We start from the raw sequence: 24,763 nt of genomic DNA, 5'->3' as shown, positions 1-24,763 counted from the left end.
GCCTACGCCGCCGTCGCCCACCCCCGCGCGGCCGCGCCGCCGTGCTCCTCGCGGTAGGCGCTCGGCGCGGAGCCGTGACGGAGGCGGAACGCCTTCGCGAACTGCGCGGGCTGGCGATAGCCGACGCGGGCGGCGATCTCCCGCACCGGGAGGCTCGTCGCGGCGAGCATCTCCGCGGCGCGGTCCATGCGCAGGCGCGCGAGCTCGGACCGGAAGGTCGTGTTCTGCTCTTCCATCACACGCTGGATCTGCCGTCGGCTCGCGAACGTGTCGCCGGCGATGTCGTGGATCTGGAGGTCGGGTTCGCCGAGTCTCTCGGCGAGGCGGGCCATCACCGCCTCGTAGAGCTCTCGGCGCCCCCGCACGGTGGAGGGGCGGTGGACGACGTGGGGCATGTCCTGGATACGCGCGAGCGGCGCGATTCGGCCACTTCGGTCCGACCGGGCGCGCCGGGGTCCTCAAGGCGAACGCCGGTGCGCCGATCACCCGGCCACGAGGCCGCAGACCGGCGGCCGTCCCCGCGCCACGACCAGGAGCACCGATGTCCGACACCCTCGACGCCCGCCAGCTCGTCGTCTTCACCCTCGGTGAGGAGGAGTACGGCCTCCCGATCAGCGACGTCCACGAGATCATCCGCTACACGGAGCCCCGCACCGTCGCCTCGAAGGACCCGAGCGTCCGCGGCGTCATCAGCCTCCGTGGCCGGATCATCCCGGTCTTCGACCTCGCCGTCCGCCTCTCCCTCTCGACCGACGGTCACGCCGACCGCGCGAAGATCGTCATCGTCGAGACCGCCGGCGAGATGGCCGGCGTGGTCGTCGACACCGTCGAGGAGGTCGTCACCGTCGACGCGGAGCAGCTCGACTCGGCCCCGGCCGTCGGCGGCGTCCTCATCGAGGGCATCGCGAAGCTCGACGACCGCCTCGTCGTCCTCCTCAGCTCCCAGGCGATCATCTCCGTCGACGCCGACTTCAGCGGCGCCGCCGCCGAGATCGCCGCCGCGCAGGCCTCCGCCGCCGACGAGGACGCTCCGTCCGCGGTCGCCGCCTAGGACCCGGGACGGGTCAGCGCCCTTCGTCCCCAGTCCGCGTCAGTGAGCACGACAACCCCCACCCGCGAGCGCGTCCTCGTCGCCGACGACTCCGGCCTCATGCGCCGGATCCTCGCGCGCTCCCTCTCCGAGAGCGGCTTCGACGTCGTCGGCGAGGCACGTGACGGCGACGAGGCGCTCGCGCTCTGGCGCGAGCACCGTCCCGACGCGATGACGCTCGACCTCGCGATGCCCGGCATGGACGGCATCGGGGTCCTCCGCGCCCTGCGGCGCGAGGGCGAGAGCATCCCCGTCGTCGTCGTCAGCGCCTTCAGCCCCGCGCACGGCGCCCGCGCCGTCGACGCGCTCGCCGAAGGCGCGTTCGACCTCGTCGCGAAGCCGAGCGAGGGCGACGGGCTCGCGAGCTTCGTCACCGAGCTCGGCGAGAAGGTCCGCGCCGCGGCGACGTCGACGCGCGGCCGCGTCGAGCGCCGCCCGGGCGACCGTCCCGCACACGCGAACGGCACGCCTCGCGTGCGTCCCGCCGCGCCGGCCCGTCCCCGCACGGGCACGGGCCGCGCCGTCGTCATCGCATCGTCGACCGGGGGCCCGCGCGCGCTCGCGGCCCTCGTCCCCGCGCTCCCCGCGCCGCTCGGGCTCGGCGCGCTCGTCGTCCAGCACATGCCCGCCGGCTTCACCGAGTCGCTCGCGGCGCGCCTCGACGCGACCTCGCGGCTCGAGGTGCGCGAGGCGACCACCGGAGACCTCTTGCAGCCCGACCGCCTCCTCGTCTGCCCCGGCGGCTCGCACCTGCGCGTGAGCGACGGCCGCGTCCTGCAGCTGAGCGACGAGGCGCCGGTCGGCGCGCTGCGCCCCCGCGCCGACCTCACGATCGCCGACGTCGTGCGCGTGTGGAAGGACAAGGTGCTCCTCGTCGTCCTCACCGGCATGGGCCGCGACGGGACCGACGGCGCGCGCCTCGTGAAGGCGGCCGGCGGCCGGGTCCTCGTCGAGGACGCAGCGACCTGCACGGTCTACGGGATGCCCCGCGCCGTCGTCGAGGCCGGACTCGCCGACGTCGCCGCCCCCCTCGACGCCCTTCCCGCCCTCATCGCCGAGGAGGCGACCGCATGAGCACGATCGAACGCACGACGACCGACGACCCGTACCGACAGTTCACCGCCGGCCTGCGCCGGCTGACCGGGATCGACCTCGACCAGTACAAGCGCAACCAGATGGAGCGGCGCATCCGCACGTGGGTGCGCGCCCGCCACGGCGACGACGATCTCACCGCTGAGCTCGACCGGCTCCGGGCCGACGACGCCGAGCTCGACGCGTTCCTCGATCGCATGACGATCAACGTGAGCCAGCTCTGGCGCAACCCGGAGCAGTGGGAGCGGCTCGAGCGCGACGTCATCCCCGAGCTCCTCGCCGACCAGCCGCGGCTGCGCTGCTGGAGCGCCGGCTGCTCCTACGGCGCCGAGGCGTACACGCTCGCCGCGCTCGTCCGCGACGAGCTCGACCGGCGCCGCGGCGAGCGCATCCGCGCGGAGATCGTCGGCACCGACATCGACAAGCGGGTCGTCGAGCGCGCCACGCGCGGCATCTTCTCGGCGCAGGACGCTCGCGACGCGCCGCAGGAGGCGCTGCGCCGCCACTTCGACGAGACGGTCGAGGGGACGTGGTCGGCGAAGCGCGGCCTGCGCGACCTCGTCCGGTTCGAGACCGGGGACCTCCTGCGGATCCGCCCGCAGGTCGCGTCCTTCGACCTCGTCCTCTGCCGCAACACCGTCATCTACTTCACCGAGGACGTCCGCGACGCCCTCCACGCGCGGCTCGTCGAGTCGCTGCGCCCGGGCGGCGTCCTCGTCGTCGGGGCGACGGAGCGCGTCGTCCACACCCGCGAGCTCGGCCTCACACCCACCCATCCGTTCACCTACCGCAAGGACTGAGGAGCCCAGAACCCCATGGACACCTCCGAATACCTGCCGATGTTCCTCGCGGAGTGCCGCGAGCACCTCCAGGAGCTCAACACGGCGGTCGTCCGCCTCGAGGAGTCTCCGGAGGATCGCGCGATCCTCGACGAGATCTTCCGCGCCGCGCATTCCCTCAAGGGCATGAGCGCGACGATGGGCTTCGACGGCGTCGCGCGGCTCACGCACCAGATGGAGGACGTCTTCGAGCTCCTCCGCCAGCGCCAGACCGCGCTGCCCGCCGCCGTCGTCGACGTCCTCCTCGAGGTCCTCGACGCGCTCGAGGCGGCGATCGACGCGATCGAGGCGAACGGGAGCGAGTCGATCGACCCCGACCGGCTCATCGCCCGGCTCGCCGCGCTCGTCCGCGAGGACGACGACGTCGAGCACCCGGCGGACGACGAGGTCGCCGCCGCCGGCCCGCCGATGCCCGAGCTCGCCCCCGAGCTCGCCGAGGGCGAGAGCCTCGTCCACGTCACGGCGACGCTCTCCGGCGAGGTGATGATGCCGTCGGTCCGGGCGTTCATGGTGATCGCCGCGCTCGGCGAGAACGGCACGGTCGTCGCGAGCCGGCCCGCCGACGCCGAGATCGAGACCTTCCAGGGGCGCACCGTCGAGGCGACGGTCGTCTGCGCGTGCGACGCCGACGTCCTGCGCGACGCGGTCGCCGCCGTCGACGACGTCGCGGCCGTCGACGTCGCGCTCCACGGCGCCGCCGACGAGCCCGCCGAGACGCCGGCGCTCACGGTCGTCCCCGACGTCGGCGAGCCCGCCGACGAGGCGCCCGCCACGGACCCCGAGGCCCCGGCCCCCGCCGCCGCGGCCGACGAGTCCGCCGCCCTCGCGTCGGCCCCGAAGGCCGATGCGCCGAAGCGCGCCTCGACCGTGCGCGTCGACGCCGAGCGCCTCGACCAGCTCATGCACTCGATGGGCGAGCTCGTCGTCCAGCGCACGCACGTCGAGGCGATCGCCGCCGAGGCGGACGTCCCCGGCCTCGCGCAGGCGATGCAGGAGCTGACGCGCTGCTCCCACAGCCTCCAGTCGATGGTCATGCAGATCCGCATGATCCCCGTCGAGGCGGTCTTCCTCCGCTTCCCGCGCCTGGTGCGCGACGTGAGCTCGAAGCTCGGCAAGCAGGTCGACCTCGAGATCGTCGGCCAGGAGACGGAGCTCGACCGCTCCGTCGTCGACGCGCTCGGCGACCCGCTCGTCCACCTCATCCGCAACTCCCTCGACCACGGCCTCGAGCCGCCCGAGGAGCGCGTCGCCGCCGGCAAGGACCCGGTCGGCACGCTCTCGATCTCGGCCCGGCACTCGGGCGGGAGCATCGTCATCGCGGTGAGCGACGACGGTCGCGGCATCGATCCCGCGAAGGTCGGCGAGCGCGCCGTCGAGCGCGGCCTCATCTCCGCCGACCAGGCGGGAGCGCTCGACGTGCCCGGCGCGATCGAGCTCCTCTTCGCCCCCGGGTTCTCGACCGCCGAGACGGTCGGCGACCTCTCGGGCCGCGGCGTCGGCATGGACGCCGTGCGCACGAAGATCCGCTCGCTCGGGGGCGAGGTCATCCTCACGGCCGAGCCCGGGAAGGGCACGACCGCCGAGATCCGCCTGCCGCTGACGCTCGCGATCATGAGCGCGCTCCTCGTCGAGGTCGACGGCCTCCCCTACGGCCTGGCCCTGGGTCGCGTCGAGCGCACGATGCGGATGCAGGACGTCACGATCCGCTCGGTCGCGGGGGCGAAGATGCTCGTCCTCGACGAGTGCGCCGTCCCGCTCGTCCGCGGTCACGACGTCTTCGGCCACAAGACCGTCGAGGGTGGGGTGGGCGGGACGCGGTCCAAGGACGACACCCACGTCGTCCTCGTCCGCGCCGCCGACCGCACCGTCGCGCTCGGAGTCTCGGCCCTCATCGGCCAGCACGAGCTCGTCACCCGCCCGCTGCCCCCGGGCATCGCCGATGGCTGCGCCGTGAGCGGCGCCGCCGTCCTCTCGAGCGGAGCGATCGTGCTCCTCGCGGACTGCGATGCCCTCGCCCCCGCCATCCACCAGGAGAACGCAGTCCGATGAGTGCCCAGCCGTACACCGACATCCAGCTCGACGCTCTTCGCGAGCTCGCGAACATCGGGTCCGGCCAGGCGGCCGCCTCGCTCTCGCAGCTGCTCGGACGCCCTGTCGACATCTCCGTCCCGACGGCGGCCGCGCTGCCGCTCGAGGAGGCGGTCGCCGTCGCCGGCGACGCCGACGACCCCCGCCACGGGATCCTCGTGCCGATCATCGGCGACATGGAGGCCGCCGTCGTCCTCCTCGTCCCCGAGTCCGACGCGGCGACGCTCTGCGGCACCTTCGGCCTCGATCCCGCCGGCGAGGACGGCCGCTCGATGCTCGCCGAGGTCGGGAACATCCTCGGCACCTCCTACATCAACGTCCTCGCGCAGATGACGGCGATGGCGATGGAGCCCGCGCCGCCGCAGGTGACCCACGACATGCTCGGCGCGATCCTCGCGTCGGTCCTCCTCGGCCGCGGCGAGAACATCGACACGGCGCTCGTCCTCGACAGCGCGCTCGCCGTCGAGGGGGAGCAGTGCTCGATGTCGTTCCTCCTCCTCCCGGAGCCCGGCGGCGTCGACGAGCTCCTCGGCCGCCTCGGCCTCTGAGGTCCCGCCGTGCCGTCCTTCGCACAGGCCGCGACGGAGCATCTCGCGCGCATGGGAGAGATCGTCTCGTCGGCGAACGCCGCGGACGTCCTCGTGTGCGTCGGTCTCGGCTCGTGCATCGGCCTCGCTCTCATCGATCGTCGCGCCGGCGTCTCGGGCCTCGCCCACGTCATGCTCCCCGAGTCCGGGAAGGGCGCGGCTCCCAACCCCGGCAAGTTCGCGGACCTCGCGATCCCGGCGCTCGTCGCCGAGGTCGAGGCGCTCGGGGCCGTCCGTCGCCGCCTCGACGCGGTCCTCGTCGGTGGCGCCGCGATGTTCAGCTTCGGGTCCGGCGCCGGTCAGGAGATCGGCCGTCGCAACGAGGATGCGGTGATCGAGCAGCTCGAAGGGCTCAGGATCCCGGTCCGCGCGTCGATGACAGGAGGGACCCGCGGGAGGACGATCCGCGTCGAGGTCGGCCCGGGCCGCGTGACCGTCCGGGAGGCCGCCGGCGAGGAGGTCGAGCTCGTCGCGGGCGACGACCTCCCACTCCTGCGGAGAGCCGCATGAGCAGCGACTTCCTCAGCCCCGATCAGATCGACAAGCTCTTCGAGCGCGCCGCGGAGGGCAACCTCCCGATGGAGACCGATCGCGCCGCGACCGGCGGTCGTCGGGCGCGCTGGCTGAGGACGGTCGACTTCAAGCGGCCGACGAAGTTCTCGACCGACCAGGAGCGCCGGCTGCGGCGTCTCCTCGACGGCTTCTGCCAGAACGCGACGACGCGCCTCGTCGCCGAGCACCGCGTCCCGATCGAGTTCGAGGTCATCGACGTCCAGCAGCTCACGTGGGCGAACGCCTTCGCGCTGCTCCCGCACCATTCGGCGCACCAGACGATCACGACGCACCCGCACGACGGCAAGATGCTCCTCAGCGCGGAGCGGCGGCTCATCTGCACGGCGCTCGAGGTCATCCTCGGCGGCAACGCGGAGGAGCCGGTGCCCGACCGCGAGCTCTCCGACCTCGACCTCATCCTCACGCGGCGCCTCATGGCGACGCTCATCGAGCTCATGAGCTCGTCGTGGTTCGCGCTCGCCGAGGTGACGCTCTCGCCCGAGCGCATCGACACGCAGGCCGAGACCGTGCAGGTCGCGCCGAGCAGCGAGCCGACGCTCATCATCACGATGGAGGCGCGGCTGCACCGGGTGAGCGCGACCGTCGCGTTCCTCGTCCCCTACGCGGCGATCCAGCCGGTCGGCGCGGCGTTCTCGAAGCGCGACGAGGACGACCGGCGTCGCGACCCGCGCGCCGAGGAGGCGCTGCGGGCGGGGCTCGAGCGCGTCGACGTCACCGTCCGCGCCGAGGTCGCCTCGACCTCGCTCACCCTCTCAGAGATCCTCGCCCTCAAGCCGGGCGACGTCGTCGAGCTCGACGGCCGCGCCGGCGACGACGTCACCCTGTGGGCGGACCGCACGCCCGTCCACCACGCGCGCGCGGGTCGCCACCAGGGCCGGCGCGCCGTGCAGCTCACGCGTCCCGCCGGAGGTGAGGCATGACGAGCGATCAGGCCCTGCTGCGTCTCGGCTCGTCGACCGCCGACGCGATCCGCGAGGTCCTCGAGACCTTCGCGCCCGGCCAGGTGCGCCCCGGCAAGGTGTCTGTCGTCGAGGCCGACGAGCACCCGCTCGCCGGCGTGAGCGTCCCGGCCGTCGCCGCGGACGTCAGCTACGTCGACGGCGTCACGGGCGGCAACGTCCTCGTCATGTCGATCATGGGCGCGCGGCGTCTCGCCGCCGTGATGATGGGCATGGGCGACGCGGAGCTCGAGGAGGCCGACGACCTCAGCGACCTCGAGCTGAGCGCGGTCGGCGAGGCGATGAACCAGATGATGTCCGCCGGGGCGATGGCGACGAGCGCCGTCCTCGGTGAGGAGGTCGAGATCGCCCCGCCGGACGTCCGCGTCGTGCGGACCGTCGACGAGGCGACCGCGCACTGGCAGCACACCGGCCAGGCGACCACCGTCACGTTCACGGTCGGCGGTGCGCCGTGCACGCTCGTCCAGCTCGTCCCCAACGCGTTCATCGTGCGGATGACGCGAGCGTTCGACGAGCTCACCGCCGAGTACGACTCCGAGATCCCGCTCAGCGAGTCGCTGCGCGAGGTCTCCGTCCGCGTGTGGGCCGAGCTCGGCCGCGCGCGGATGCCCTTCGGTCAGCTCGCCGCGCTCCCGCCGGGGGCGCTCGTCGAGCTCGACCGCGACGCCGACGAGCCGATCGAGATCTACGCCGACGGCATGCGCGTCGCGACCGGCCGCCTCCTCGTCAGCGACGACGGCACGCTCGCCGTCCGCATCGAGGCGATCGAGGGCGCCCCCGAACTTCCCCCACCACCCAGTCCCCCCAACCAGACCATGGAGGTCGTCTGATGGCCCGTGTGCTCGTCGTGGACGACGCCGCTTTCATGCGCAAGATGGTGACCGACGCCCTGAGCGGTGGCGGCCACGAGATCGTCGGCGAAGCCGGCAACGGGGCCGAGGCGGTGCAGCGCTACCAGGAGCTGCGCCCCGAGGTCATGACTCTCGACATCACCATGCCCGAGAAGGACGGCATCGCCGCCCTGCAGGAGATCATCGCGATCGACCCCTCGGCGAAGGTGATCATGTGCTCGGCCCTCGGCCAGGAGTCGAAGGTGCTCGAGTCGATCAAGCTCGGCGCGAAGGACTTCGTCGTGAAGCCCTTCCAGCCGGACCGCGTCCTCGGCGCGGTCGAGAAGGCGATGGCCGCGTAGGCGCGGCGATCGCCCCGTTCACCTCTCCACGCAGTCGCCCTTTCTCTGGCGGTTCTGACGAAAGTCGTCATGGCGACGACTTTCGTCAGGGTCGGCGGGGTGGAGGGCCCCGATGGCTCGTGCCCCCGCGGCACGCCGCTCACGCCTGCCGTGAGGGGCGTGCCGCATGTGGGCGGCGCGACGTCCCGTCGCCTCAGGGGTCCTCGGCGGCGAGAAACCGCACGAGGTGATTGCGGGAGTACCGCCACTGCCGGTCGACGGATGCTTTGCTGTGCCCCAGCAGCCGGAGCAGCGCCAGGCCTCGGACCGTGGCCACGACGTGCCTGAAGCGCTCGTCGAAGTCCGGTCGCTCGACGACCTCCGTTCCGAAGAGCTGCTCGGCTGCGTTGTTGAGCTCGCGCGAGACACGCCGCTCGAGCGGGCCGACGAGCTGCGCGAGCTCCTCGTCGCCGCTCGCGGCCAGGGAGAGGTCGAGGACCGCCTTGAACAGCGGGCCCGAGAGGGTCTTGTACATGACGTCGAGCACAGCGCCCACACGCTCGGGGCCGTGGCCTGCCACCCGGTCCGCGGCGGCTCGGAGCGCTGATGCGTGGCGGTCGATGAGGTGCTCGACCGCTTCCCCGACGAGGCCCGCCTTGTCGGCGAAGTGATGCTGTTGCGCGCCCCGCGAGACTCCGGCCCGGCGGGCGACGTTCGGTGTCGTCAGCCCCGAGTAACCGACGGCGGCGAGCTCGTCGACCGCGGCGTCGAGCAGCCGCCGACGCGTTTCGAGGCTGCGGGTCTGCTTGGGCTCGGTGGTGGCCATCGCAAGGCGCGCTGCTCAGGCGGTGGTGCCGGCGCGGCCGAGCGGGATCATGGACCCCATTATGTCGCGGGACTGCTCGGGGGGCGGCCGCCAGAGCCGGCGGCCAGCAAAAGAAAGCATGCACGAATGATTGTTCCTGCGCTACGGTGTGTCAATGAGCGAGAACACCCTCGCAGGGACCGAGCTCGGTCACGTGCGATTCCCCCTCGACCGCAGCAAGCTCGCCGAGCTCGCGCGGTCCTTCGGCGACGACGACCCCGTCTGGCACGACCGCGAAGCGGCGCAGGAGGCGGGCTTCGACGGCGTGCCGGTCCTGCCGACCGCCACGGTCATGGCCGACCACTGGCGCCCCGGCGGCGCCTCCGCCATGGTCGACGCGCTGCAGCTCGATCTCCGACGCGTCCTGCACGGCGAGGCCGAGTGGCAGTTCCTGCGGCCGTTGCGCTGCGGTGACGAGCTCACTGCCACCCAGCGCGTCGCTGACGTGACGACCCGCGAGGGCAAGCGCGGCGGGATGATGACGCTCCTGTCGCTGGTCACCGACTACGTCGACGCCGAGGGCGACGTCGTGGCGCGCCGGCGCGACACGATCATCGAGCGGGGGGCGTGACATGGCGACCGGGATGACGCACGCGACGCCACCCGCCGCACCCACGGCACTCGCCGTCGGCGATGAGCTGCCGCGCTCGACCTTCGGGCCGGTCACGCGGACCGACATCGTCCGCTACGCCGGGGCGGGCGGTGACCTCAACCCGATCCACCATGACGAGCCGTTCGCCCAGGCTGCCGGGCTGCCGGGCGTGTTCGGCATGGGGATGCTCCACGCGGGCCTGCTCGGCCACCGCCTGGCGTGCTGGGTGGGCCCCGACAGCATCCGCCGCTTCGGCGTGCGGTTCACCGGCCAGGTGTGGCCGGGCGACGTGCTCACGTTCTCCGGCACCGTGACGTCGGTGCGGGACGGGGTCGCGGAGGTCGCGATGCAGGTCGAGCGGGGCGAGGACGAGGTCGTTCTCGCGGCGACGGCGACGGTGCTGGTCGCCGGTTGAGCGCCGTCGTCAGCTCAGACCGCGGCGGTGGCGGGCCAGCCGCACCGCCACGACCAGCCCTTGGAGATCCTGGAGGCTGCGCAGGTCGCAGCCCGTCAGGGTCTCGATCTTGGCCAGCCGGTAGCGCGCCGTGTTCGGGTGCACGTAGAGGCGCTCCGCGGCCGCCTTGACGTTCAGCGAGCAGTCGACGTAGGCCATCAGCGTGTCGATGAGCAGCGACGCCTGGTCGAGGTCGGCATCGACGAACTCCCGGACGCTCTGCGGCACGAGGCTCCAGGCCGTCTCGTCTCCGCCGCGCAGGAACAGGTAGTCGAGCGGCCCGAGGAGGGGAAGGGCGAGGATGCCGCGGTCGACGGGAGCGTGCTCCCGGGCGAGAACCGCCTCCTCGTAGGCCCGTCGCGCGTTCGCCAATCCCGTATGCCTCGCGCTGACACCGAGCGTCATCTGCGTGCCCTCAGTGAGCAGGGCCGCGCGGGCCGCCGCGAGCTGGTCGACGTACGGGCCGAGGTCTCGCTCTCCGACCCCGCGCACGACCACCGCTTCGCCTTCGCGCAACGCGAAGAGCGGCTCGGTGGCGTCCCGGCCGGCACGGGCCAGCCCGGCCGCCGCCACCGACAGCGCCGACCCGTGCGGGAGCTCGTCCACCGGGCGGGCGACGACGACGACGTACGGCCGCTCGTCGTCGAGTCCGCAGGTGCCCGCGACGGCGAGGGCGTCGCCCGCGAGCCGCTCGCCCGTCACCAGCGCGGCCACGAGGGCGCGGCGACTCTCGCGCGCGGTGAGCGCGCGCGCCTCCGCGATCTCGTCGGCCGCCACGACCGCGGCGTCCCCCATGACGTCGACGTACTGCAGCAGCAGCGGTGAGAGCTCCTGTGCGAGCTTCGTGCCATCCGCGCAGCCGAGCTCCTCGACGGCGCGGGTGATCACGCGGTGCCAGATGCGGGCGCTGCGGACGAGCTCGGCCTGCGTCGCCCCACGCAGCACCGCGTGGCGAAAGTACGGCCGGATGAAGTGCATCTCGTCCGCCGCGAGCGGACGGCGCTCGAGCAGCGCCGTCACGATGAGCGTCATCGTCTGCTGAGCCGCCTCGCGCATGTCGCCGAGCCTGGGCTCGAGCGAGGCCACGTACCCCGGGACCAGCTCGCGCATGTAGGCCTCGACGAGCCGGCCCTGGCGCCGCGAGAGTGCGGAGAGCACCTCGTCGACGGACGGCCTGGCGGAGCGGGTTCCCATGCGACGGGTCCAAGCATACGTCGCGGTGGACCCTGCTCGCCGCGCGTCGCCGCGAGTTCCGCGACGGTGGTGCTGACGCGTGCCCGGCCGGGCGTCCGTCAGGTCGCGGGTCGCAGGCGGACGGGCAGGTGACGGGGTTGGTTGAGGAACAGCGATCGGACGACGTCGGCATCGCCGTCGAGCTGCATGTCGGGGTAGCGCGTGAGGGTCTCCTCGAAGAGGACCTTCAGCTCGAGGCGTGCGAGGGCGGTGCCGAGGCAGAAGTGGCGGCCGCCGGCGCCGAAGGCCTGGTGCTCGGGGTTGCGCTCGACGTCGAGCTGGTGCGGGCAGGTGTAGGCCGCCTCGTCGCGGTTGGAGGACGGGTACCAGAGGATGACCTTGTCGCCCTCGCGGATGGTCTGTCCGTGCAGCTCGACGTCGCGGGTGGCGGTGCGGCGGAAGTGCGAGAAGGCGGGGAACATCCGCAGGAACTCCTCGACGGCCGAGGGGATGAGCGCGGGGTCCTCGAGGAGCTTGCGCTTCTGCGCCGGTTCGCGCAGCAGCGCCCACATGCCGTTGCAGAAGGTCGCCTTGGTGGAGTCGTTGCCGGCGGCGACGAGAAGCGCGAAGCCCATGGCGATCTCGTGGTCCTCGAGCCGCTGGCCGTCGACCTCGGCGTGCACGAGCACGCTGGTGAGGTCGTCGGTGGGACGCTCACGACGGTCGGTGGCCATCGTCATCACGCGTTGGAAGATCTCGAGCAGGACCTTCTGCATGGTCTCCTCGCCCTCGGGCTGCAGCTCCTCGTCGCCGAACCCCAGGGCGCGGTTGGCGATCTCGGCCCAGGCCGGATCGTCCTCCTCGGGTGTGCCGAGGAAGCTGCCGATGACGCGGCTGACGACCGGCTGGGCGAGGTCGCCGACGAGGTCGATCGCGTCGCGGTCGGCGAGGCCGTCGAGGACGCGGCAGGTGATCTCGCGGATCTCGCCCTCGTGCTGGGCGATGCGCTTGGGCGTGAACCCGCGCTGGAAGAGCGCCTTGATGCGGTCGTGGCGCGGCGGGTCCATGCCGATGAAGGTCGCGGTGAGGGCCTCGAGCGGTGCGGCGCTGTCGGCGGCGAGGATCCCGCCCTTCTCGGAGGAGAACGTCTCCCAGTCCCGGCTGACCGTGAGGATGTCCTCGCCGCGGGTGATCGACCAGAACCCCGGCTCGTCGTCCCAGGTGGCCATCGGGCTCCAGTGGACCGGCGCCTCTTTGCGCAGGCGGTCGAAGATCTCGTGTGGCGGCCCGCTGCTCCAGAGCTCGAGATCGCCGAGGTCGATCGTGTCGATCGGGCGCTGCGTCGTCGGGGTCATGCGTCACTCCGGGCCGTCTCGGCGGGACGCTGCTCCGCCGGCTCGCTGATGCGGTCGATGTAGGCCCGGCGCGCCGGGCTGTCGATGGACGCGAGCAGCGTGTCGTCCCCGATCAGGCGCATGAGGGCGTCGTTGAGGCGCAGCGGCAGCAGCGTCGTCGTGCGGTGGACGGCATGCATCGAGCGCGGACACCACACCTCGTACCGGCGGGTCTGGATCGCCTCGAGGATCGATGCCGCGACGTCCTCGGGTTGCAGCGTCTTGAGGCCCCGGGTGTCGGGGACGCCGTCCGTCAGCTCGGTGCGGACGATCACCGGCATCACGAGCGACAGGTCCACCGGGCTGTCGCGCAGCTCCGCGCGCGTCGCGTCGGACAGTCCGACGACCGCGTGCTTCGTGGCGCAGTACGTGGCGATGCCTGCCGCGCCGAGCTTGCCGGCCGTCGAGGCGATGTTGATCACCTGGCCGCCGCCGCGGCGCTGCATCCGCGGGATCGCGGCGCGCATGCCGTGCATCACGCCGAAGACGTTGATGTCGAACTGCCGCTGGATGCTCGCCTCGCTCTCCTCCAGGAAGCGGACCGTGGGCATGATCCCCGCGTTGTTGATCATCACGTCGACCGAGCCGAGGTGCTCCTCGGTGCGGTCGAGGAACGCATCGACCGAGGCGCGGTCGGTGACGTCGAGATGGAACGCGGCGCAGCGCGATCCCAGGTCCTCGGCGGTCGCCTCGGCGACCTCGACGTCGATGTCGCCGATCGCGACCTTCGCGCCGCGCTCGGTGAGCGCGCGCGCGGTCGCCTTGCCGATGCCTCGGCCGCCGCCGGTGATGGCGATGACCTTGCCGGCGATCTGGTGGGTGGTACGTGCCATGGGAGCTCCGGTGTCGGTGTGGTCAGGTCAGTCGGCGGTGGTGCCGACGGGTGTGGCGCTCGAGGTGGGCGCTGTGACCTCGAAGTGCTCGGGGTCGGGGGTCGCGAGCACGTGGCGGTAGTGGCTGGCGGTCCAGGGCCAGAGCTCGACCTGGCCGTCGGCGCCGTGGTACCAGGAGTGGCAGCCCTGCGACCAGACGGTGTCGGGGGTCTTGGCGCGCAGCGCGCGGTAGTAGGCATCGGTCGCGGTGGACGTCGGTGTGACCGTCGCGACCTCGCCCGACCGGATCCGCTGGATCCACTGGATGACGTAGTTGATCTGCGTCTCGGAGAGGGAGACGAGGGAGTAGTTGCCGGCGGGGCTGTGTGGCCCTTGCAGGGTGAAGAGGTTGGGGAAGCCGGGGATCGCCACGGTGCGGTAAGCGCGCGCGCCGTTCTTCCATGCGTCCTCGAGGGTCAGGCCGTCGGGTCCGGTGATGCGCATCGGGCGCATGAACGCGTGGGAGTCGAACCCGGTGGCGAGGGCGATGACGTCGACCTCGTGCAGGCGGCCGGTGCGATCGCGGATGCCGTCGGGTTCGATGCGGTCGATCCCCTCGGTGACGATCTCGACGTCGTCGCGCTGGATGGTCTTGAACCAGTTCGGCGACATGATCAGGCGCTTGCACAGCGGCGGGTAATCGGGGGTCACCTTCGCGCGCAGCTCCGGGTCGCGGATGAGCCGGTAGTTGGCTCGGACGATCGCCTGGAAGAGCCGGCGCCGGGGACCCGGGGTGACCATCGCCTGGCCGAGGAAGTCGAACAGCGTCGCGCGGTACCCGTGGTAGCCCAGGCGTCCCAGCGCGGGGATGCGTCGCAGCAGGCTCTTCCCGACGCGGGTGTAGCGCGGGTTGGGCGTGAGGGTGACCCAGTGTCGGCTGCGCTGGAACACCGTCACCTTGGAGGCCACGCCGGCGAGGGCGCCGGTGATCTGCACGCCGGTCGAGCCGGTCCCGACGACGGCGACCCGCTTGCCGGCCGGCGCGACCGACTCGTCCCACCGGGACGAGTGGAACGCCGGACCGCGGAAGCTGTCCAGGCCGGGGATGTCGGGCACCAGCGGGCGGTGCAGGACCCCGGTGGCGCAGACCAGCACGTCGGCGGCATCGGTGGTGCCGTCGGTCAGGGTGATCTGCCAGCGGCCGTCGTCCCAGTGGGCCTCGTCGATCTCGGCGCGCAGCCGGATGTGCGGTGCGAGTCCGTGGCGGTCGACGACGCTCTGGACGTAGCGGCGGATCTCGGGGCCGGGTGCGAAGACGGAGTTCCACTCCGGGTTGAGATCGAACGAGTACTGGTAGAAGCGGCTGGGGACGTCGCACGTGAGGCCCGGGTAGCGGTTGTGCCACCAGGTCCCGCCGACGCCGTCGGCCTTCTCGTAGACGGTGAAGTCGCTCACCCCGGCGGTCTTCAGCGCGCACGCCATCCCGACGCCTGAGAGTCCCGCGCCGATGATCACCACGCGTGGTTCGCCGCCGTTGAAGCCTGTCGTCATCGCGTCTCCCTTGCCGAAACTTCCGATGGGTACACAGTACGCGCCACCCGGTCAGGCGCGTTGTGATCGGTTGACAAGGCGCCTGGGCGAACTCTGTGCACCGATGCCGGACGCGGGCGCGAGCCGGGATGGGACCGTGCGCCTCGTGCACCGGAGGGCCGCCACGGTCGTGAGCGGCCGGCAGGCGCCGAGTCGCGCGTCTCGGAGATGCCCGGCACCCAGAACTCCTCCACTCCCGACCACGCAGAGGTGTGACCCCTTCCATGAGCAATCGCACGTACGCCATCGCGACGACCCAGCAGCGGGCGGCGTGATGGCCTCCACGTTCGCGGCGCCGCCTGCGGGCGTCTACGAGGACGAGCACGAGGCCTACCGGGAGAGCTTCAGGACGTTCCTGGAGCGCGAGGTCGCCCCCCATGCCGCGGCGTGGGACGCCGAATGGCGGCCGCGGCGCGACCTCTTCCGCGAGTGCGCCGCGCACGGGTTCCTGGCCATGGCCGTCCCCGAGGAGCACGGCGGGCCGGGCGTGGACGACTGGCGCTTCAACGCGGTGCTGACCGAGGAGGCGCAGCGGGCGGGGCTCATCGGGGCGCTCGCCGGGCCGCTGCTGCACACCGACGTCTGCCTGCCCTACCTGCTCAGCGCGGCGACCGACGAGCAGCGCGCACGGTGGCTGCCGGGAGTCGCATCGGGCGAGACCATCCTCGCCATCGCGATGACCGAGCCCGGGACCGGGTCCGATCTGCAGGGCATCAGGACCCGCGCGCGGCGCGAGGGCGACGCCTACGTGCTCAACGGCCAGAAGACGTTCATCACCAACGGCGGCACCGCCGACCGGGTGATCGTGGTCGCCCGCACCGACCCGGAGGCGGGCTCGAAGGGCTTCAGCCTCCTCGTCGTCGACGCCACCACCCCGGGCTTCGAGCGCGGGTCGCAGATCGCGAAGATCGGCCAGCACGCATCTGACACCGCCGAGCTGTTCTTCACCGACGTCGTCGTGCCGGTGGAGGACCGCCTGGGCCCGGAGGGCTCGGGCTTCACCCAACTCATGGAGAAGCTCGTGCCCGAGCGGCTCATCCTCGCCGTGGGAGCGATGGCCGCCGCGGAGGCCGCCTTCTCGCAGACGCTCGACTACGTGAAGGAGCGGACCGCGTTCGGCCAGCCGATCGGGACCTTCCAGCACTCGCGCTTCGCCATGGCCGAGATGGCCACGGAGCTCGCCGTCGGAAAGGCGTTCGTCGACCGGTGCGTGCTGCGTCACTGCGATCGCGAGCTCGGGGCCGATGAGGCCGCGATGGCCAAGTGGTGGACCACCGAGCTGCTCGGCCGCGTCACCGACCGGTGCCTGCAGCTGCACGGCGGCTACGGCTACACCGAGGAGTACCCGATCTCCCGTGCCTGGGTCGACGCCCGGGTCACCCGCATCTACGGCGGGACCACGGAGATCATGAAGGAGATCGTCGGCCGCTCGCTGGGGCTGTGATGAGCGGACCGCTGTCCCACCTGCGCATCGTCGAGCTCGCCGGGATCGGCCCCGGGCCGTTCGCCGGGATGATGCTCGCCGACATGGGCGCCGACGTGGTGCGCGTCACGCGCCCCGAGCAGGCGACGCTCGTGGAGAGCGACCTTCCCGACCCGCTCCTGCGCGGACGCACGACGATCGAGGCGGACCTCAAGAGCACCGCGGGACGCGACGCCGTCCTCTCGCTCGCCGCCGGGGCCGACGCCCTCATCGAGGGCTTCCGGCCGGGAGTGCTGGAGCGCCTGGGGCTCGGGCCCGACGAGCTGCTCGAGGTCAACCCGGCGCTCGTCGTCGGCCGTATGACGGGCTACGGGCAGGAGGGCCCGCTCGCGCAGGACCCGGGTCACGACATCAACTACATCGCCGTGGCGGGGGTCCTCGACGCCTTCCGCCGCCGAGGCGAGCGGCCGACACCGCCGCTCAACCTCGTCGGCGACTTCGGCGGCGGCGGCATGCTGCTCGTCGTCGGTGTCCTCGCCGGGATCCTGCACGCACGGGCGACCGGGGTCGGGCAGGTCATCGACGCCGCCATGACCGACGGCGCTGCGCTCCTGGCCACGATGCAGCACGGGTTCTTCGCCGGGGGCGTGTGGAACCCGGAGCCCGGGACCAACCCCCTCGACAGCGGCGCGCACTTCTACGAGGTCTACGAGACCGCCGACGGGCGGTTCATGGCCGTCGGCGCCGCCGAGCCGCAGTTCTACGCCGAGCTGCTGGCGCTGCTCGAGCTCCCGCCCGAGGACTTCCCTCAGTGGGACCGCGAGCGATGGCCGGAGCTGCAGACGGCCTTCGCCGGCGTCTTCCGCACCCGCACCCAGGAGCAGTGGACCGCGCTGTTCGCCGGCACCCAGGCGTGCGTCACGCCCGTGCTCGGGATGTTCGAGGCGCCCCACCACCCGCACCACGTGGCGCGCGGCGCCTTCCAGGCGGCCGACGGTGCGCTCGTCCCGGCGCCCGCACCGCGTTTCGGCGCGACTCCGGCGGCGCTGCGCGCGCCGCGCGCCGCGCAGCTCGCCGAGGTGCTGGAGCGCTGGAGCGGGGTGGCGGCATGACCGCGCCGGTGCGGCTCGAGATCGACGAGGGGGTCGCGCGCGTGATCCTCGACCGCCCCGAGGCGGCCAACGCCATCGGCGCCTCGAGCATCGCGGCATGCCGGGACATCGCCGACACCCTGGAGCACGCGCCGGGGGTGCGGTGCGTGGTGATCGAGAGCGCCGTGCCCGGGATCTTCTCCGTGGGCGGCGACCTCCAGTACATCGACGAGGCCGACGGCGACGTCGGCAGGCGCGTCCACTCCGGCGCGCGCGGGGTGCATGCCCTCGTGGCCACGCTGGCGCGCATCGACGCGCCGGTGATCGCGGCGGTGGGCGGCGTCGCGGCCGGCGGCGGCATGGGCCTCGCGCTGGCGGCGGACATCGTCGTCGCGAGCCCCTCGGCGACCTTCACCTGCGCCTACACCAAGATCGGGTACCCGGCCGACACCGGCATGTCCTGGCTGCTGCCCCGGCTGGTGGGCCACCGCCAGGCGCTGTCCCTGCTGCTGCGCTGCCCCGTCCTGGACGCCGCGCAGGCGCTCGAGCTCGGGCTCGTGACCACCGTGGTGGACGACGGCCAGCTCGACGCGGAGGTCGAGGCGCTGGTCGACGAGCTGCGCGAGGGGCCGACGCAGGCCTTCGGAACGGTGAAGCGCCTCGTGCGCGACGCCTACGACGCGCCGCTCGAGGCGCATCTCGAGACCGAGGCGCGCCTCATCGCCCACGCCGCCACGGGCACGGAGGCCCAGGAGCGCATCGCCGCCTTCGTCCGCCAGGCACGGCCCAGGACCTGAGCGCGCGAGCGCACCGAGGAGGAGGTCACATGACCGTGATCCACGACGACATCCCTACCGAGCGGCCCGTGCTGGAGGTGCGAAACCCGCGCGACGGCCAGCTGGCCGGTACGGTCGCGCAGGCCGACGCGACGGCGGTGCGGGCGGCCGCCGCCCGGCTGCGTGCCGCGCAGCCCGCCTGGGAGGCACTGGGCCCCGAGGGCCGGAGGCGCCACCTCGAGGCCCTCCGCGACTGGGTGCTCGACCACGAGCGCGAGTTGCTCGACGGGCTGCAGGCCGAGACGGGGAAGTCGCGCGGCGACGCGGTCGTCGACCTCCTGTCGCCGCTCGACGCCCTCAACCACTACGCGGCGCACGCCGGGCGCTACCTCGGCGTCGAGCGACGCCGACCGCACGCCTTCGCGGCCCGCGCCAAGCGCCTGTCGGTCCGCTTCAGCCCCTATCCGCTGGTGGGGATCCTGAGCCCGTGGAACTTCCCCGTCGGGCTGGCCCTGCTGGACGCAGCCCCGGCGCTCGCTGCCGGCTGCGCCGTGCTGGTCAAGCCCTCCGAGGTGGCGCCGCTGACGGTGACGAGGATCGTCGACGCCTGGCGTACCGAGATTCGCGCGCCGCACGTCTTCGCCGTCGTCAACGGCGGTGCGGACGTGGGGGAGGCTGTCGTCGACGCGGTCGACTTCGTGCAGTTCACCGGCTCCACGCGCACGGGCAAGGCGGTCATGCGTCGCGCCGCGGAGACGCTCACCCCCGTCAGCCTCGAGCTGGGCGGCAATGACGCGATGATCGTCTGCGACGACGCCGACCTCGACCGCGCAGCGGCCGGCGCGGTCTGGGGTGGCATGTTCAACGCCGGCCAGGTCTGCGTCTCGGTGGAGCGCGTCTACGTCGAGTCCGCGGTGCACGATGCCTTCGTCGAGCGGGTCCTCGGCGAGGTCGGCTGCTTGCGGCCGGTGCAGGGCGGCGACGGTGAGGTCGGTGCGATGGCGACCGACGCGCAGGCCCAGCTGGTGGAGCGCCACGTGCGGCAGGCCGTCGACGCCGGCGCGCAGGTCCGGGCGGGTGGCGAGCGCGTCCCGGGGGCCGGGACGACGTTCGCGCCCACGGTCCTCACCGGGGTCGACCACGCGATGACGTGCATGCGCGAGGAGACCTTCGGGCCGGTGCTGCCGATCATGCGCGTCGAGTCGGCCGACGAGGCGGTGGCGCTGGCCAACGACTCGGACTACGGGTTGTCGGCGTCGGTCTGGACAGGCGACCCGCGTCGCGGCCGCGACCTCGCCGCCCAGCTCGACGTCGGCGCGGTCAACGTCAACGACGTCGTCGTCAACCTCAATCAGGTCGCCCTGCCGATGGGCGGCTGGAAGCAGAGCGGCCTCGGGGCCCGGCTCGGCGGCGCGCAGGGAGTGCGCAAGTTCTGCCGCGTGCAGGCGCTGACCGAGCCGTGGGTCGCGCCACGTCGCGAGCTGACCTGGTTTCCCTACAGCCGCGGCCGGCTCCGCGTCGTGCGCCATCTCGTCCGTCTCCTCGCCGCCCGCGGGCTGCGCCGTCTTCGACCCTGACCAGGAGGTCCCATGCCCACCATCCCCAGCATCCTCGCCACGGCCGCGCAGCGCACCCCGGAGACCGAGGCGCTCGTCGCCGGCGACTTGCGCCTCGACTACGCGGCGCTCGACGCCCAGGTCAACCGCTACGCCAACGCCATCGCCGACCTCGGCGTCACCAAGGGTGATCGCGTGCTGCTCGCGTCGGCCAACTCGGCCGACTTCGTGCTGGCCTACTTCGGCGCGCTGCGCGCCGGGGCGATCGTCGTGCCCGCCAACCCGGGCTCGGCTGTCCCCGAGGTCGAGCACCTCCTGACCGACAGCGGCGCGGTCCTCGCCCTCGCCGACGAAGCCGCCGGGGACGCTGCGCAGGCGGCCGCGACGCGGGTGGGGGCCCGGACGGTCGGCCTCGACGAGCTCGCTGCGCTCGCCGCCGCGGCCGCGGCGACGGCGCCCGGCGTCCCCGTCGACGAGCGCGACGACGCGCTGATCCTCTACACGTCGGGGACGACCGGCCGGCCGAAGGGGGTGCTGCTCGACCACCACCGGGTCATCTGGGTGGGCGTCAACGGGATGCTGCTGGTGGGCATGCGCGAGGGCTGGCGCGTGCTGCACTGTGCACCGCTGTACCACGCGGCGCAGCTGAGCCTGATGCTGTCGACGGCGAGCATGATGAGCGCCACCCACGTCGTCGTCGGCGGCTTCCATCCGACCGAGACGCTCGATGTCCTCGAGCGCGAGCGCATCAGCTGGTTCTTCGGCGTCCCGACGATGTACCAGCTCATGCTGCGCGACCCGTCCTTCGAGCAGCGCGACCTCTCGCATCTCCGCGTGGGCGTCTTCGGCGCCGCGCCGATGCCCGGGCACGTGGCCCGCGAGCTGTCCGACAAGCTGCCGCAGGTCGAGCTGCTGCAGATGTGCGGGCAGACCGAGGGCGGCCCGGGTGGCATCTACGCCTCGCCCGAGGACGTCGTGTCGCACCCCGACGCGAGCGGCCGGCTGCCGCTGCCCAACACGGAGGCGCGCGTGGTCGACGAGCAGGATCGGCAGGTCGCGCCCGGCGAGGTCGGCGAGCTGGTGCTGCGCGGCGAGACCGTGATGAAGGGCTACTGGCAGCAGCCCGACGCCACCGCCGAGACGCTCCGGGGCGGCTGGCTGCGCACGGGCGACCTCGCGCGCTTCGACGAGGGCGGCTACATCACGCTCGTCGACCGCAAGAAGGACATGATCATCACCGGTGGGCGCAACGTGTACTCGGTCGAGGTCGAGAACGCGGTGGCCGCTCATCCCGCGGTGGTGGACTGCGCGGTGGTCGGCTCGCCACACGACGAGTACGGCGAGAGCATCGTGGCCGTCGTCGCTTTGGCCGACGGCAAGAGCCTCGAGCTCGAGGAGCTGCGGGCCCACTGCGCCGACCACGTCGCCCGGTACAAGGCCCCGCACCGTCTGGTCGTGGTCGAGGCGATCCCGCGCAACGCGTCCGGCAAGGTCCTCAAGCACGTGCTCCGCGACCAGCTCGTCACGGCCCCGGCGCCGTAGCGCCGGCGCGGCCGCGGGCAGCCTCCCCAGCACCCCCGAACGAGCGGCGCCAGGCGCCGGTCGGATCGGCGTGCGCGGGGGACCGTGCGACCTCGAACCCGCTGTGCGGGCGTCACGTCGCACGGTCACCACGAGGCTCCGGTTTCACGCGCTCGGCGCCGAGTGAGATAGGAAGTCGGCCCATGACCGACCTCTGGACCGCCGTCAAGGACCTGCCGATCGCGATCGAGTCGCATTCGCTCGAGGTGCTCGTGCCGAGCGGCCCGACCGGCATCGACGACTTCTCGACGACCCAGCTGCGGCTGTCCGGCCGCGGGGAGGAGGGGATCGGCGAGCAGGTCGGGATGGTGAAGACCCAGGAGGGCCTGCGTGCGCTCGAGCTCTCGCTCACCGGCGAGTGGCCGACCCTCGCGGCCTTCCTCGCGCACCTCGACACGATCGACATGTGGCCCGAACCGCCCGAGTACGACCTCGAGCGCCAGTGGCGGCGGTGGACGTTCGAGTCCGCGGCGCTCGACCTCGCGCTGCGCCAGGCCGGCACGAGCCTGCCCGAGGTCCTCGGCCGCACGCCGCGGCCGGTGACGTTCGTCAACTCGTTCGGCCTCGGCGACCCGCCCGACGCGGGCAAGGTCGAGCTGCGTCGCGCCCGGCACCCGACCGTCGGCTTCAAGCTCGACGTCGCGCCGTCCTGGACCCAGGACATCATGGACCGCATCGCCGCCGTCGACGGCGTCGCGGTGATCGACTTCAAGGGCCAGTACGACCTCGAGGTCGAGGACGAGGACGCCCTGCTCGCCATGTACGAGCGCACCGTCGCGACGTTCACCGACGTCGTCTTCGAGGACCCGCACGACCGTCCCGCCGTCCGCGACCTCCTCGCCCCGATCGCCGACCGCGTCTCCTACGACGCGCCGATCACGAGCGTCGAGTCGATCGCCTCGACCCCGATCGACGTCGGCATCGTCAACGTGAAGCCCTGCCGCGTCGGGCGTCTCGACGAGCTCAGCCGCCTCTACGCCCACTGCGAGTCCGAGGGCATCCAGATGTACAACGGCGGCATGGGCGAGCTCGGCGTCGGCCGCGGCCAGGCCCAGCTCCTCGCGGCGCTCTTCCACCCCGACGCGCCCAACGACATCGCGCCCTCCGAGTACAACCTCGAAGACCCGCCGGCGGGCCTGCCGGCGAGCCCGCTGGACCCGGCGGCAGGGCGGGGGTTCCGGCGGGGGTGAGAGACCGCCTCGCTCGTGACCGGGACACTCGGGACGTGCGCGACGCCGCGCTCCCTACCCCGCCGGGTCGGTCGCCGGGTCGGCCTTCTTCTTCGACCGCTCGATGCGGGTGATGAGGTCGTGCAGCGGCTTCGTGCCGGCGCCGACCGCGAGGCCCGTCACGACGACGTCCACCGAGGAGAACACGTCCTCCCAGTCGCCGTCGGCCTCCACCGTGCTCACCGCCCCGATGAGCCCGAGACCCAGCAGGCCGCACGCCACGAGCGCGAACGCCGAGGCGAGCGCCCACGCGATGACCGCCCGCTGCCCCTGCCGCGCGTCGAGGGCCTGCTTGCGCTCCGTCACTTCGTCCGTCGCGGCGGAGACCGCGCCCGGGTCCGTCGCGGCCGCGGCCAGCGTCTGGGTGAGCCGCGTCTTCGCGTCGCCCACCGCCGCTTTCAGGTCGTCGGTCTGCGGCGCGACGGTCTGCATGAGCGGCTCGACGAGCCGCTCGCTCGCCTGCGCGACGATGTAGAAGATCCCGAAGAGGACGAACTCGTCGCCCCGGATCGTCACCGTCGTGTCCGACACGCGGTCGAGCACGACCGCGACGACCGCCGCACCTGCGACGAGCCCGTACCACTTGCCGAGGGAGTCTGAGGCGGCTCCGCCCCGACGCGCGCCCGGAGTCGACATGCGCGGGACACTACGCCTGTCGCAGTTCGGGGGTCAACGTGCGTTCGGGGGGCGCGAGCCGACGGGAGGCCGTTCGGTCGAACCGCCGGCGATCGGGGTACGACCACGACGTGCCCCACGAGCGTGCGATGGTGCGCAGCCGATGAAGTCGCTTCTCTCCAAGATCCGTGACCGATGGCGGCCGGCGGAGGGGTCGACGCCGTCCGCGCCCGTCGAGGCGCATGAGGAAGTCGCCGAGCGCCGCGACCCCGTGCGCGGCACGGAGCTGCTCGCCCTCGACCTCACCGAGCCGGGCCGCGACGCCGCCGTCACCGGGATCGCCTGGCACCCCGCCGGCGGTCGTCTCGCCGCCGCCACGGCGGCCGTGACGGCGAGCATCTGGGACCTGTCCACCCGCGAGGCGCTCGTGACGGTGAGCCACGGCGATGCGGCCGACCGGATCGGGAGCGTCGCGCTCAGCGCCGACGGGAGCCGCCTGCTGACCGCCGGGAGCCGGTCCGCCCGCGTGTGGGACGCGGCCTCGGGAGAGGAGCTGCTGGTCGTGAGGCACAGCGAGGAGGCGTACAAGGCGCCGATCCTCGCTGCGCGCTTCGCGCCGGACGGGATGCACATCGCCACGGGCGGGGTCGACTGCACCGCGCGCGTCTGGGACGTCGCGACGGGCGTGGAGAGCATGCGGGCCGGCGGTCCCCGCACGGTGTGGGACGTCGCGTACGCCCCCGACGGCACATGGCTGGCCGTCGGCCGCGAGGACGGCGCCCGGATCCACGACGCCCGGACCGGCGACGATCTCGTGACGCTCGCCGTGGACGACTCGGTCCACGGGCTGGCCGTCAGCCCCGACGGCCGGCTGCTCGCGGCGAGGACCATCGACCGGGCAGTGATCTTCGAGACCGCGTCGTGGGCGAAGCTCCATGCCTTGCCGGGGATCGGCTTCGGCACCGCCCGTCTCTTCCACAGCGTGGACTTCAGCGCGGACAGCACGCGCATCGCGACGATGTGCGGCTACGTCGGCACCCCGGAGGGCTATGCCGAGGTGTGGTCGGTCGCCACCTGGGCGAAGCTCGCCGGGGTGCGCTGCGGCTTCGGTCCCGCCATCCTCAGCCCGGACGGGACGAGGCTCGCGACACGTGACGCGCGCGAGCCCGGCGTCCTGAAGGTCTGGGGCTTCGAGGGCCTTCCGTAGCGTCGT

The 24,763-nt window shown here is 72.8% G+C and carries 25 protein-coding genes; 18 read left to right on the top strand and 7 right to left on the bottom strand.

The features are described from left to right. Nucleotides 1-2: 2 nt before the first annotated feature. The gene (locus ACME2J_RS06605; protein WP_495544090.1) at nucleotides 3-395 is read right to left on the bottom strand and encodes a helix-turn-helix transcriptional regulator; all 393 of its coding nucleotides are present in this window, start codon (nucleotides 393-395) and stop codon (nucleotides 3-5) included. A 146-nt stretch (nucleotides 396-541) separates the two neighbouring features. Here ACME2J_RS06605 and ACME2J_RS06600 point away from each other — a divergent pair, with 146 nt between their 5' ends. From ACME2J_RS06600 to ACME2J_RS06560, 9 genes are read left to right on the top strand one after another with little or no spacing between them, the layout of a single operon-like run. Beyond that, nucleotides 542-1,051, top strand: coding sequence for a chemotaxis protein CheW (locus tag ACME2J_RS06600; RefSeq protein ID WP_495544089.1), 510 nt, complete (start codon nucleotides 542-544; stop codon nucleotides 1,049-1,051). A gap of 42 nt (nucleotides 1,052-1,093) precedes the next feature. Then, nucleotides 1,094-2,164 carry a chemotaxis-specific protein-glutamate methyltransferase CheB gene (gene cheB / locus ACME2J_RS06595; RefSeq protein WP_495544088.1) on the top strand — a complete coding sequence of 357 codons (1,071 nt, stop codon included), beginning with the start codon at nucleotides 1,094-1,096 and terminating at the stop codon, nucleotides 2,162-2,164. Beyond that, nucleotides 2,161-2,982 (top strand): CheR family methyltransferase, encoded by an 822-nt coding sequence (locus tag ACME2J_RS06590; protein ID WP_495544087.1) that lies wholly within the window; start codon nucleotides 2,161-2,163, stop codon nucleotides 2,980-2,982. The genes cheB and ACME2J_RS06590 overlap by 4 nt, the downstream gene beginning before the upstream one ends. Nucleotides 2,983-2,997: 15 nt before the next feature. Then, complete coding sequence (locus ACME2J_RS06585) at nucleotides 2,998-5,070, top strand: Hpt domain-containing protein (RefSeq protein WP_495544086.1); 2,073 nt, start codon at nucleotides 2,998-3,000, stop codon at nucleotides 5,068-5,070. After that, nucleotides 5,067-5,657, top strand: a complete 591-nt coding sequence (locus tag ACME2J_RS06580) for a chemotaxis protein CheC (protein ID WP_495544085.1) — start codon at nucleotides 5,067-5,069, stop codon at nucleotides 5,655-5,657. The genes ACME2J_RS06585 and ACME2J_RS06580 overlap by 4 nt, the downstream gene beginning before the upstream one ends. A gap of 51 nt (nucleotides 5,658-5,708) precedes the next feature. Further along, a complete protein-coding gene (locus tag ACME2J_RS06575; RefSeq protein WP_495544084.1) occupies nucleotides 5,709-6,206 on the top strand; it encodes a chemotaxis protein CheD in 498 nt (165 codons plus the stop codon). Further along, nucleotides 6,203-7,189 (top strand): flagellar motor switch protein FliM, encoded by a 987-nt coding sequence (locus ACME2J_RS06570; RefSeq protein ID WP_495544083.1) that lies wholly within the window; start codon nucleotides 6,203-6,205, stop codon nucleotides 7,187-7,189. The genes ACME2J_RS06575 and ACME2J_RS06570 overlap by 4 nt, the downstream gene beginning before the upstream one ends. Further along, entirely contained in the window at nucleotides 7,186-8,058 is an 873-nt protein-coding gene (locus tag ACME2J_RS06565) for a FliM/FliN family flagellar motor switch protein (RefSeq protein ID WP_495544082.1), read from the top strand. Before ACME2J_RS06570 ends, ACME2J_RS06565 begins: the two co-directional genes overlap by 4 nt. Further along, nucleotides 8,055-8,420, top strand: a complete 366-nt coding sequence (locus ACME2J_RS06560) for a response regulator (RefSeq protein WP_495544094.1) — start codon at nucleotides 8,055-8,057, stop codon at nucleotides 8,418-8,420. The genes ACME2J_RS06565 and ACME2J_RS06560 overlap by 4 nt, the downstream gene beginning before the upstream one ends. Before the next feature lie 193 nt (nucleotides 8,421-8,613). Here the strand turns inward: ACME2J_RS06560 and ACME2J_RS06555 are convergent, their stop codons facing one another. Beyond that, nucleotides 8,614-9,225, bottom strand: coding sequence for a TetR/AcrR family transcriptional regulator (locus ACME2J_RS06555; protein ID WP_495544081.1), 612 nt, complete (start codon nucleotides 9,223-9,225; stop codon nucleotides 8,614-8,616). Nucleotides 9,226-9,379: 154 nt separating this feature from the next. On the opposite strand from ACME2J_RS06555, the gene ACME2J_RS06550 reads away from it, so the two are divergent. Together ACME2J_RS06550 and ACME2J_RS06545 are read left to right on the top strand one after the other, a co-directional pair. Continuing rightward, nucleotides 9,380-9,835, top strand: coding sequence for an FAS1-like dehydratase domain-containing protein (locus ACME2J_RS06550; RefSeq protein ID WP_495544080.1), 456 nt, complete (start codon nucleotides 9,380-9,382; stop codon nucleotides 9,833-9,835). A gap of 1 nt (nucleotide 9,836) precedes the next feature. Further along, a complete protein-coding gene (locus tag ACME2J_RS06545; RefSeq protein ID WP_495544079.1) occupies nucleotides 9,837-10,271 on the top strand; it encodes a MaoC/PaaZ C-terminal domain-containing protein in 435 nt (144 codons plus the stop codon). Nucleotides 10,272-10,280: 9 nt separating this feature from the next. On the opposite strand, the gene ACME2J_RS06540 is transcribed toward ACME2J_RS06545, so the two are convergent. From ACME2J_RS06540 to ACME2J_RS06525, 4 genes are all read right to left on the bottom strand, one after another. After that, nucleotides 10,281-11,504: a PucR family transcriptional regulator gene (locus ACME2J_RS06540; protein WP_495544078.1), complete on the bottom strand. Its 1,224-nt coding sequence runs from the start codon at nucleotides 11,502-11,504 to the stop codon at nucleotides 10,281-10,283. A gap of 98 nt (nucleotides 11,505-11,602) precedes the next feature. Next, nucleotides 11,603-12,838 (bottom strand): cytochrome P450, encoded by a 1,236-nt coding sequence (locus ACME2J_RS06535; protein ID WP_495544077.1) that lies wholly within the window; start codon nucleotides 12,836-12,838, stop codon nucleotides 11,603-11,605. Next, nucleotides 12,835-13,710, bottom strand: coding sequence for an SDR family oxidoreductase (locus ACME2J_RS06530; RefSeq protein WP_495544076.1), 876 nt, complete (start codon nucleotides 13,708-13,710; stop codon nucleotides 12,835-12,837). The genes ACME2J_RS06535 and ACME2J_RS06530 overlap by 4 nt, the downstream gene beginning before the upstream one ends. A 27-nt stretch (nucleotides 13,711-13,737) precedes the next feature. Beyond that, the gene (locus ACME2J_RS06525) at nucleotides 13,738-15,240 is read right to left on the bottom strand and encodes a flavin-containing monooxygenase (RefSeq protein ID WP_495544075.1); all 1,503 of its coding nucleotides are present in this window, start codon (nucleotides 15,238-15,240) and stop codon (nucleotides 13,738-13,740) included. Between the two features lie 313 nt (nucleotides 15,241-15,553). Here ACME2J_RS06525 and ACME2J_RS06520 point away from each other — a divergent pair, with 313 nt between their 5' ends. The 6 genes from ACME2J_RS06520 (at nucleotide 15,554) to ACME2J_RS06495 (ending at nucleotide 22,896) form a co-directional block, all read left to right on the top strand. Further along, on the top strand, nucleotides 15,554-16,723 hold the full coding sequence (locus ACME2J_RS06520; protein ID WP_495544074.1) for an acyl-CoA dehydrogenase family protein: 1,170 nt from the start codon (nucleotides 15,554-15,556) through the stop codon (nucleotides 16,721-16,723). After that, nucleotides 16,723-17,814 (top strand): CaiB/BaiF CoA transferase family protein, encoded by a 1,092-nt coding sequence (locus ACME2J_RS06515; RefSeq protein WP_495544073.1) that lies wholly within the window; start codon nucleotides 16,723-16,725, stop codon nucleotides 17,812-17,814. Before ACME2J_RS06520 ends, ACME2J_RS06515 begins: the two co-directional genes overlap by 1 nt. Next, nucleotides 17,811-18,590 (top strand): enoyl-CoA hydratase/isomerase family protein, encoded by a 780-nt coding sequence (locus tag ACME2J_RS06510; protein WP_495544072.1) that lies wholly within the window; start codon nucleotides 17,811-17,813, stop codon nucleotides 18,588-18,590. The genes ACME2J_RS06515 and ACME2J_RS06510 overlap by 4 nt, the downstream gene beginning before the upstream one ends. A 29-nt stretch (nucleotides 18,591-18,619) precedes the next feature. Continuing rightward, a complete protein-coding gene (locus ACME2J_RS06505) occupies nucleotides 18,620-20,146 on the top strand; it encodes an aldehyde dehydrogenase family protein (RefSeq protein ID WP_495544071.1) in 1,527 nt (508 codons plus the stop codon). A 12-nt stretch (nucleotides 20,147-20,158) separates the two neighbouring features. After that, the gene (locus tag ACME2J_RS06500; RefSeq protein WP_495544070.1) at nucleotides 20,159-21,667 is read left to right on the top strand and encodes a class I adenylate-forming enzyme family protein; all 1,509 of its coding nucleotides are present in this window, start codon (nucleotides 20,159-20,161) and stop codon (nucleotides 21,665-21,667) included. 182 nt (nucleotides 21,668-21,849) lie between these two features. Further along, nucleotides 21,850-22,896: an enolase-like domain-containing protein gene (locus tag ACME2J_RS06495; protein ID WP_495544069.1), complete on the top strand. Its 1,047-nt coding sequence runs from the start codon at nucleotides 21,850-21,852 to the stop codon at nucleotides 22,894-22,896. Between the two features lie 54 nt (nucleotides 22,897-22,950). Here ACME2J_RS06495 and ACME2J_RS06490 read toward each other — a convergent pair whose 3' ends face one another. Continuing rightward, nucleotides 22,951-23,571, bottom strand: coding sequence for a hypothetical protein (locus ACME2J_RS06490; protein WP_495544068.1), 621 nt, complete (start codon nucleotides 23,569-23,571; stop codon nucleotides 22,951-22,953). A 142-nt stretch (nucleotides 23,572-23,713) separates the two neighbouring features. Here ACME2J_RS06490 and ACME2J_RS06485 point away from each other — a divergent pair, with 142 nt between their 5' ends. Further along, the gene (locus ACME2J_RS06485) at nucleotides 23,714-24,757 is read left to right on the top strand and encodes a WD40 repeat domain-containing protein (protein ID WP_495544067.1); all 1,044 of its coding nucleotides are present in this window, start codon (nucleotides 23,714-23,716) and stop codon (nucleotides 24,755-24,757) included. The last annotated feature ends 6 nt before the right edge of the window (nucleotides 24,758-24,763 follow it).

The sequence above is a fragment of the Paraconexibacter sp. genome (assembly GCF_059438195.1).
Note: the sequence above shows the minus strand (reverse complement) of the source record. Positions and strands in the feature narration are given on the sequence as shown.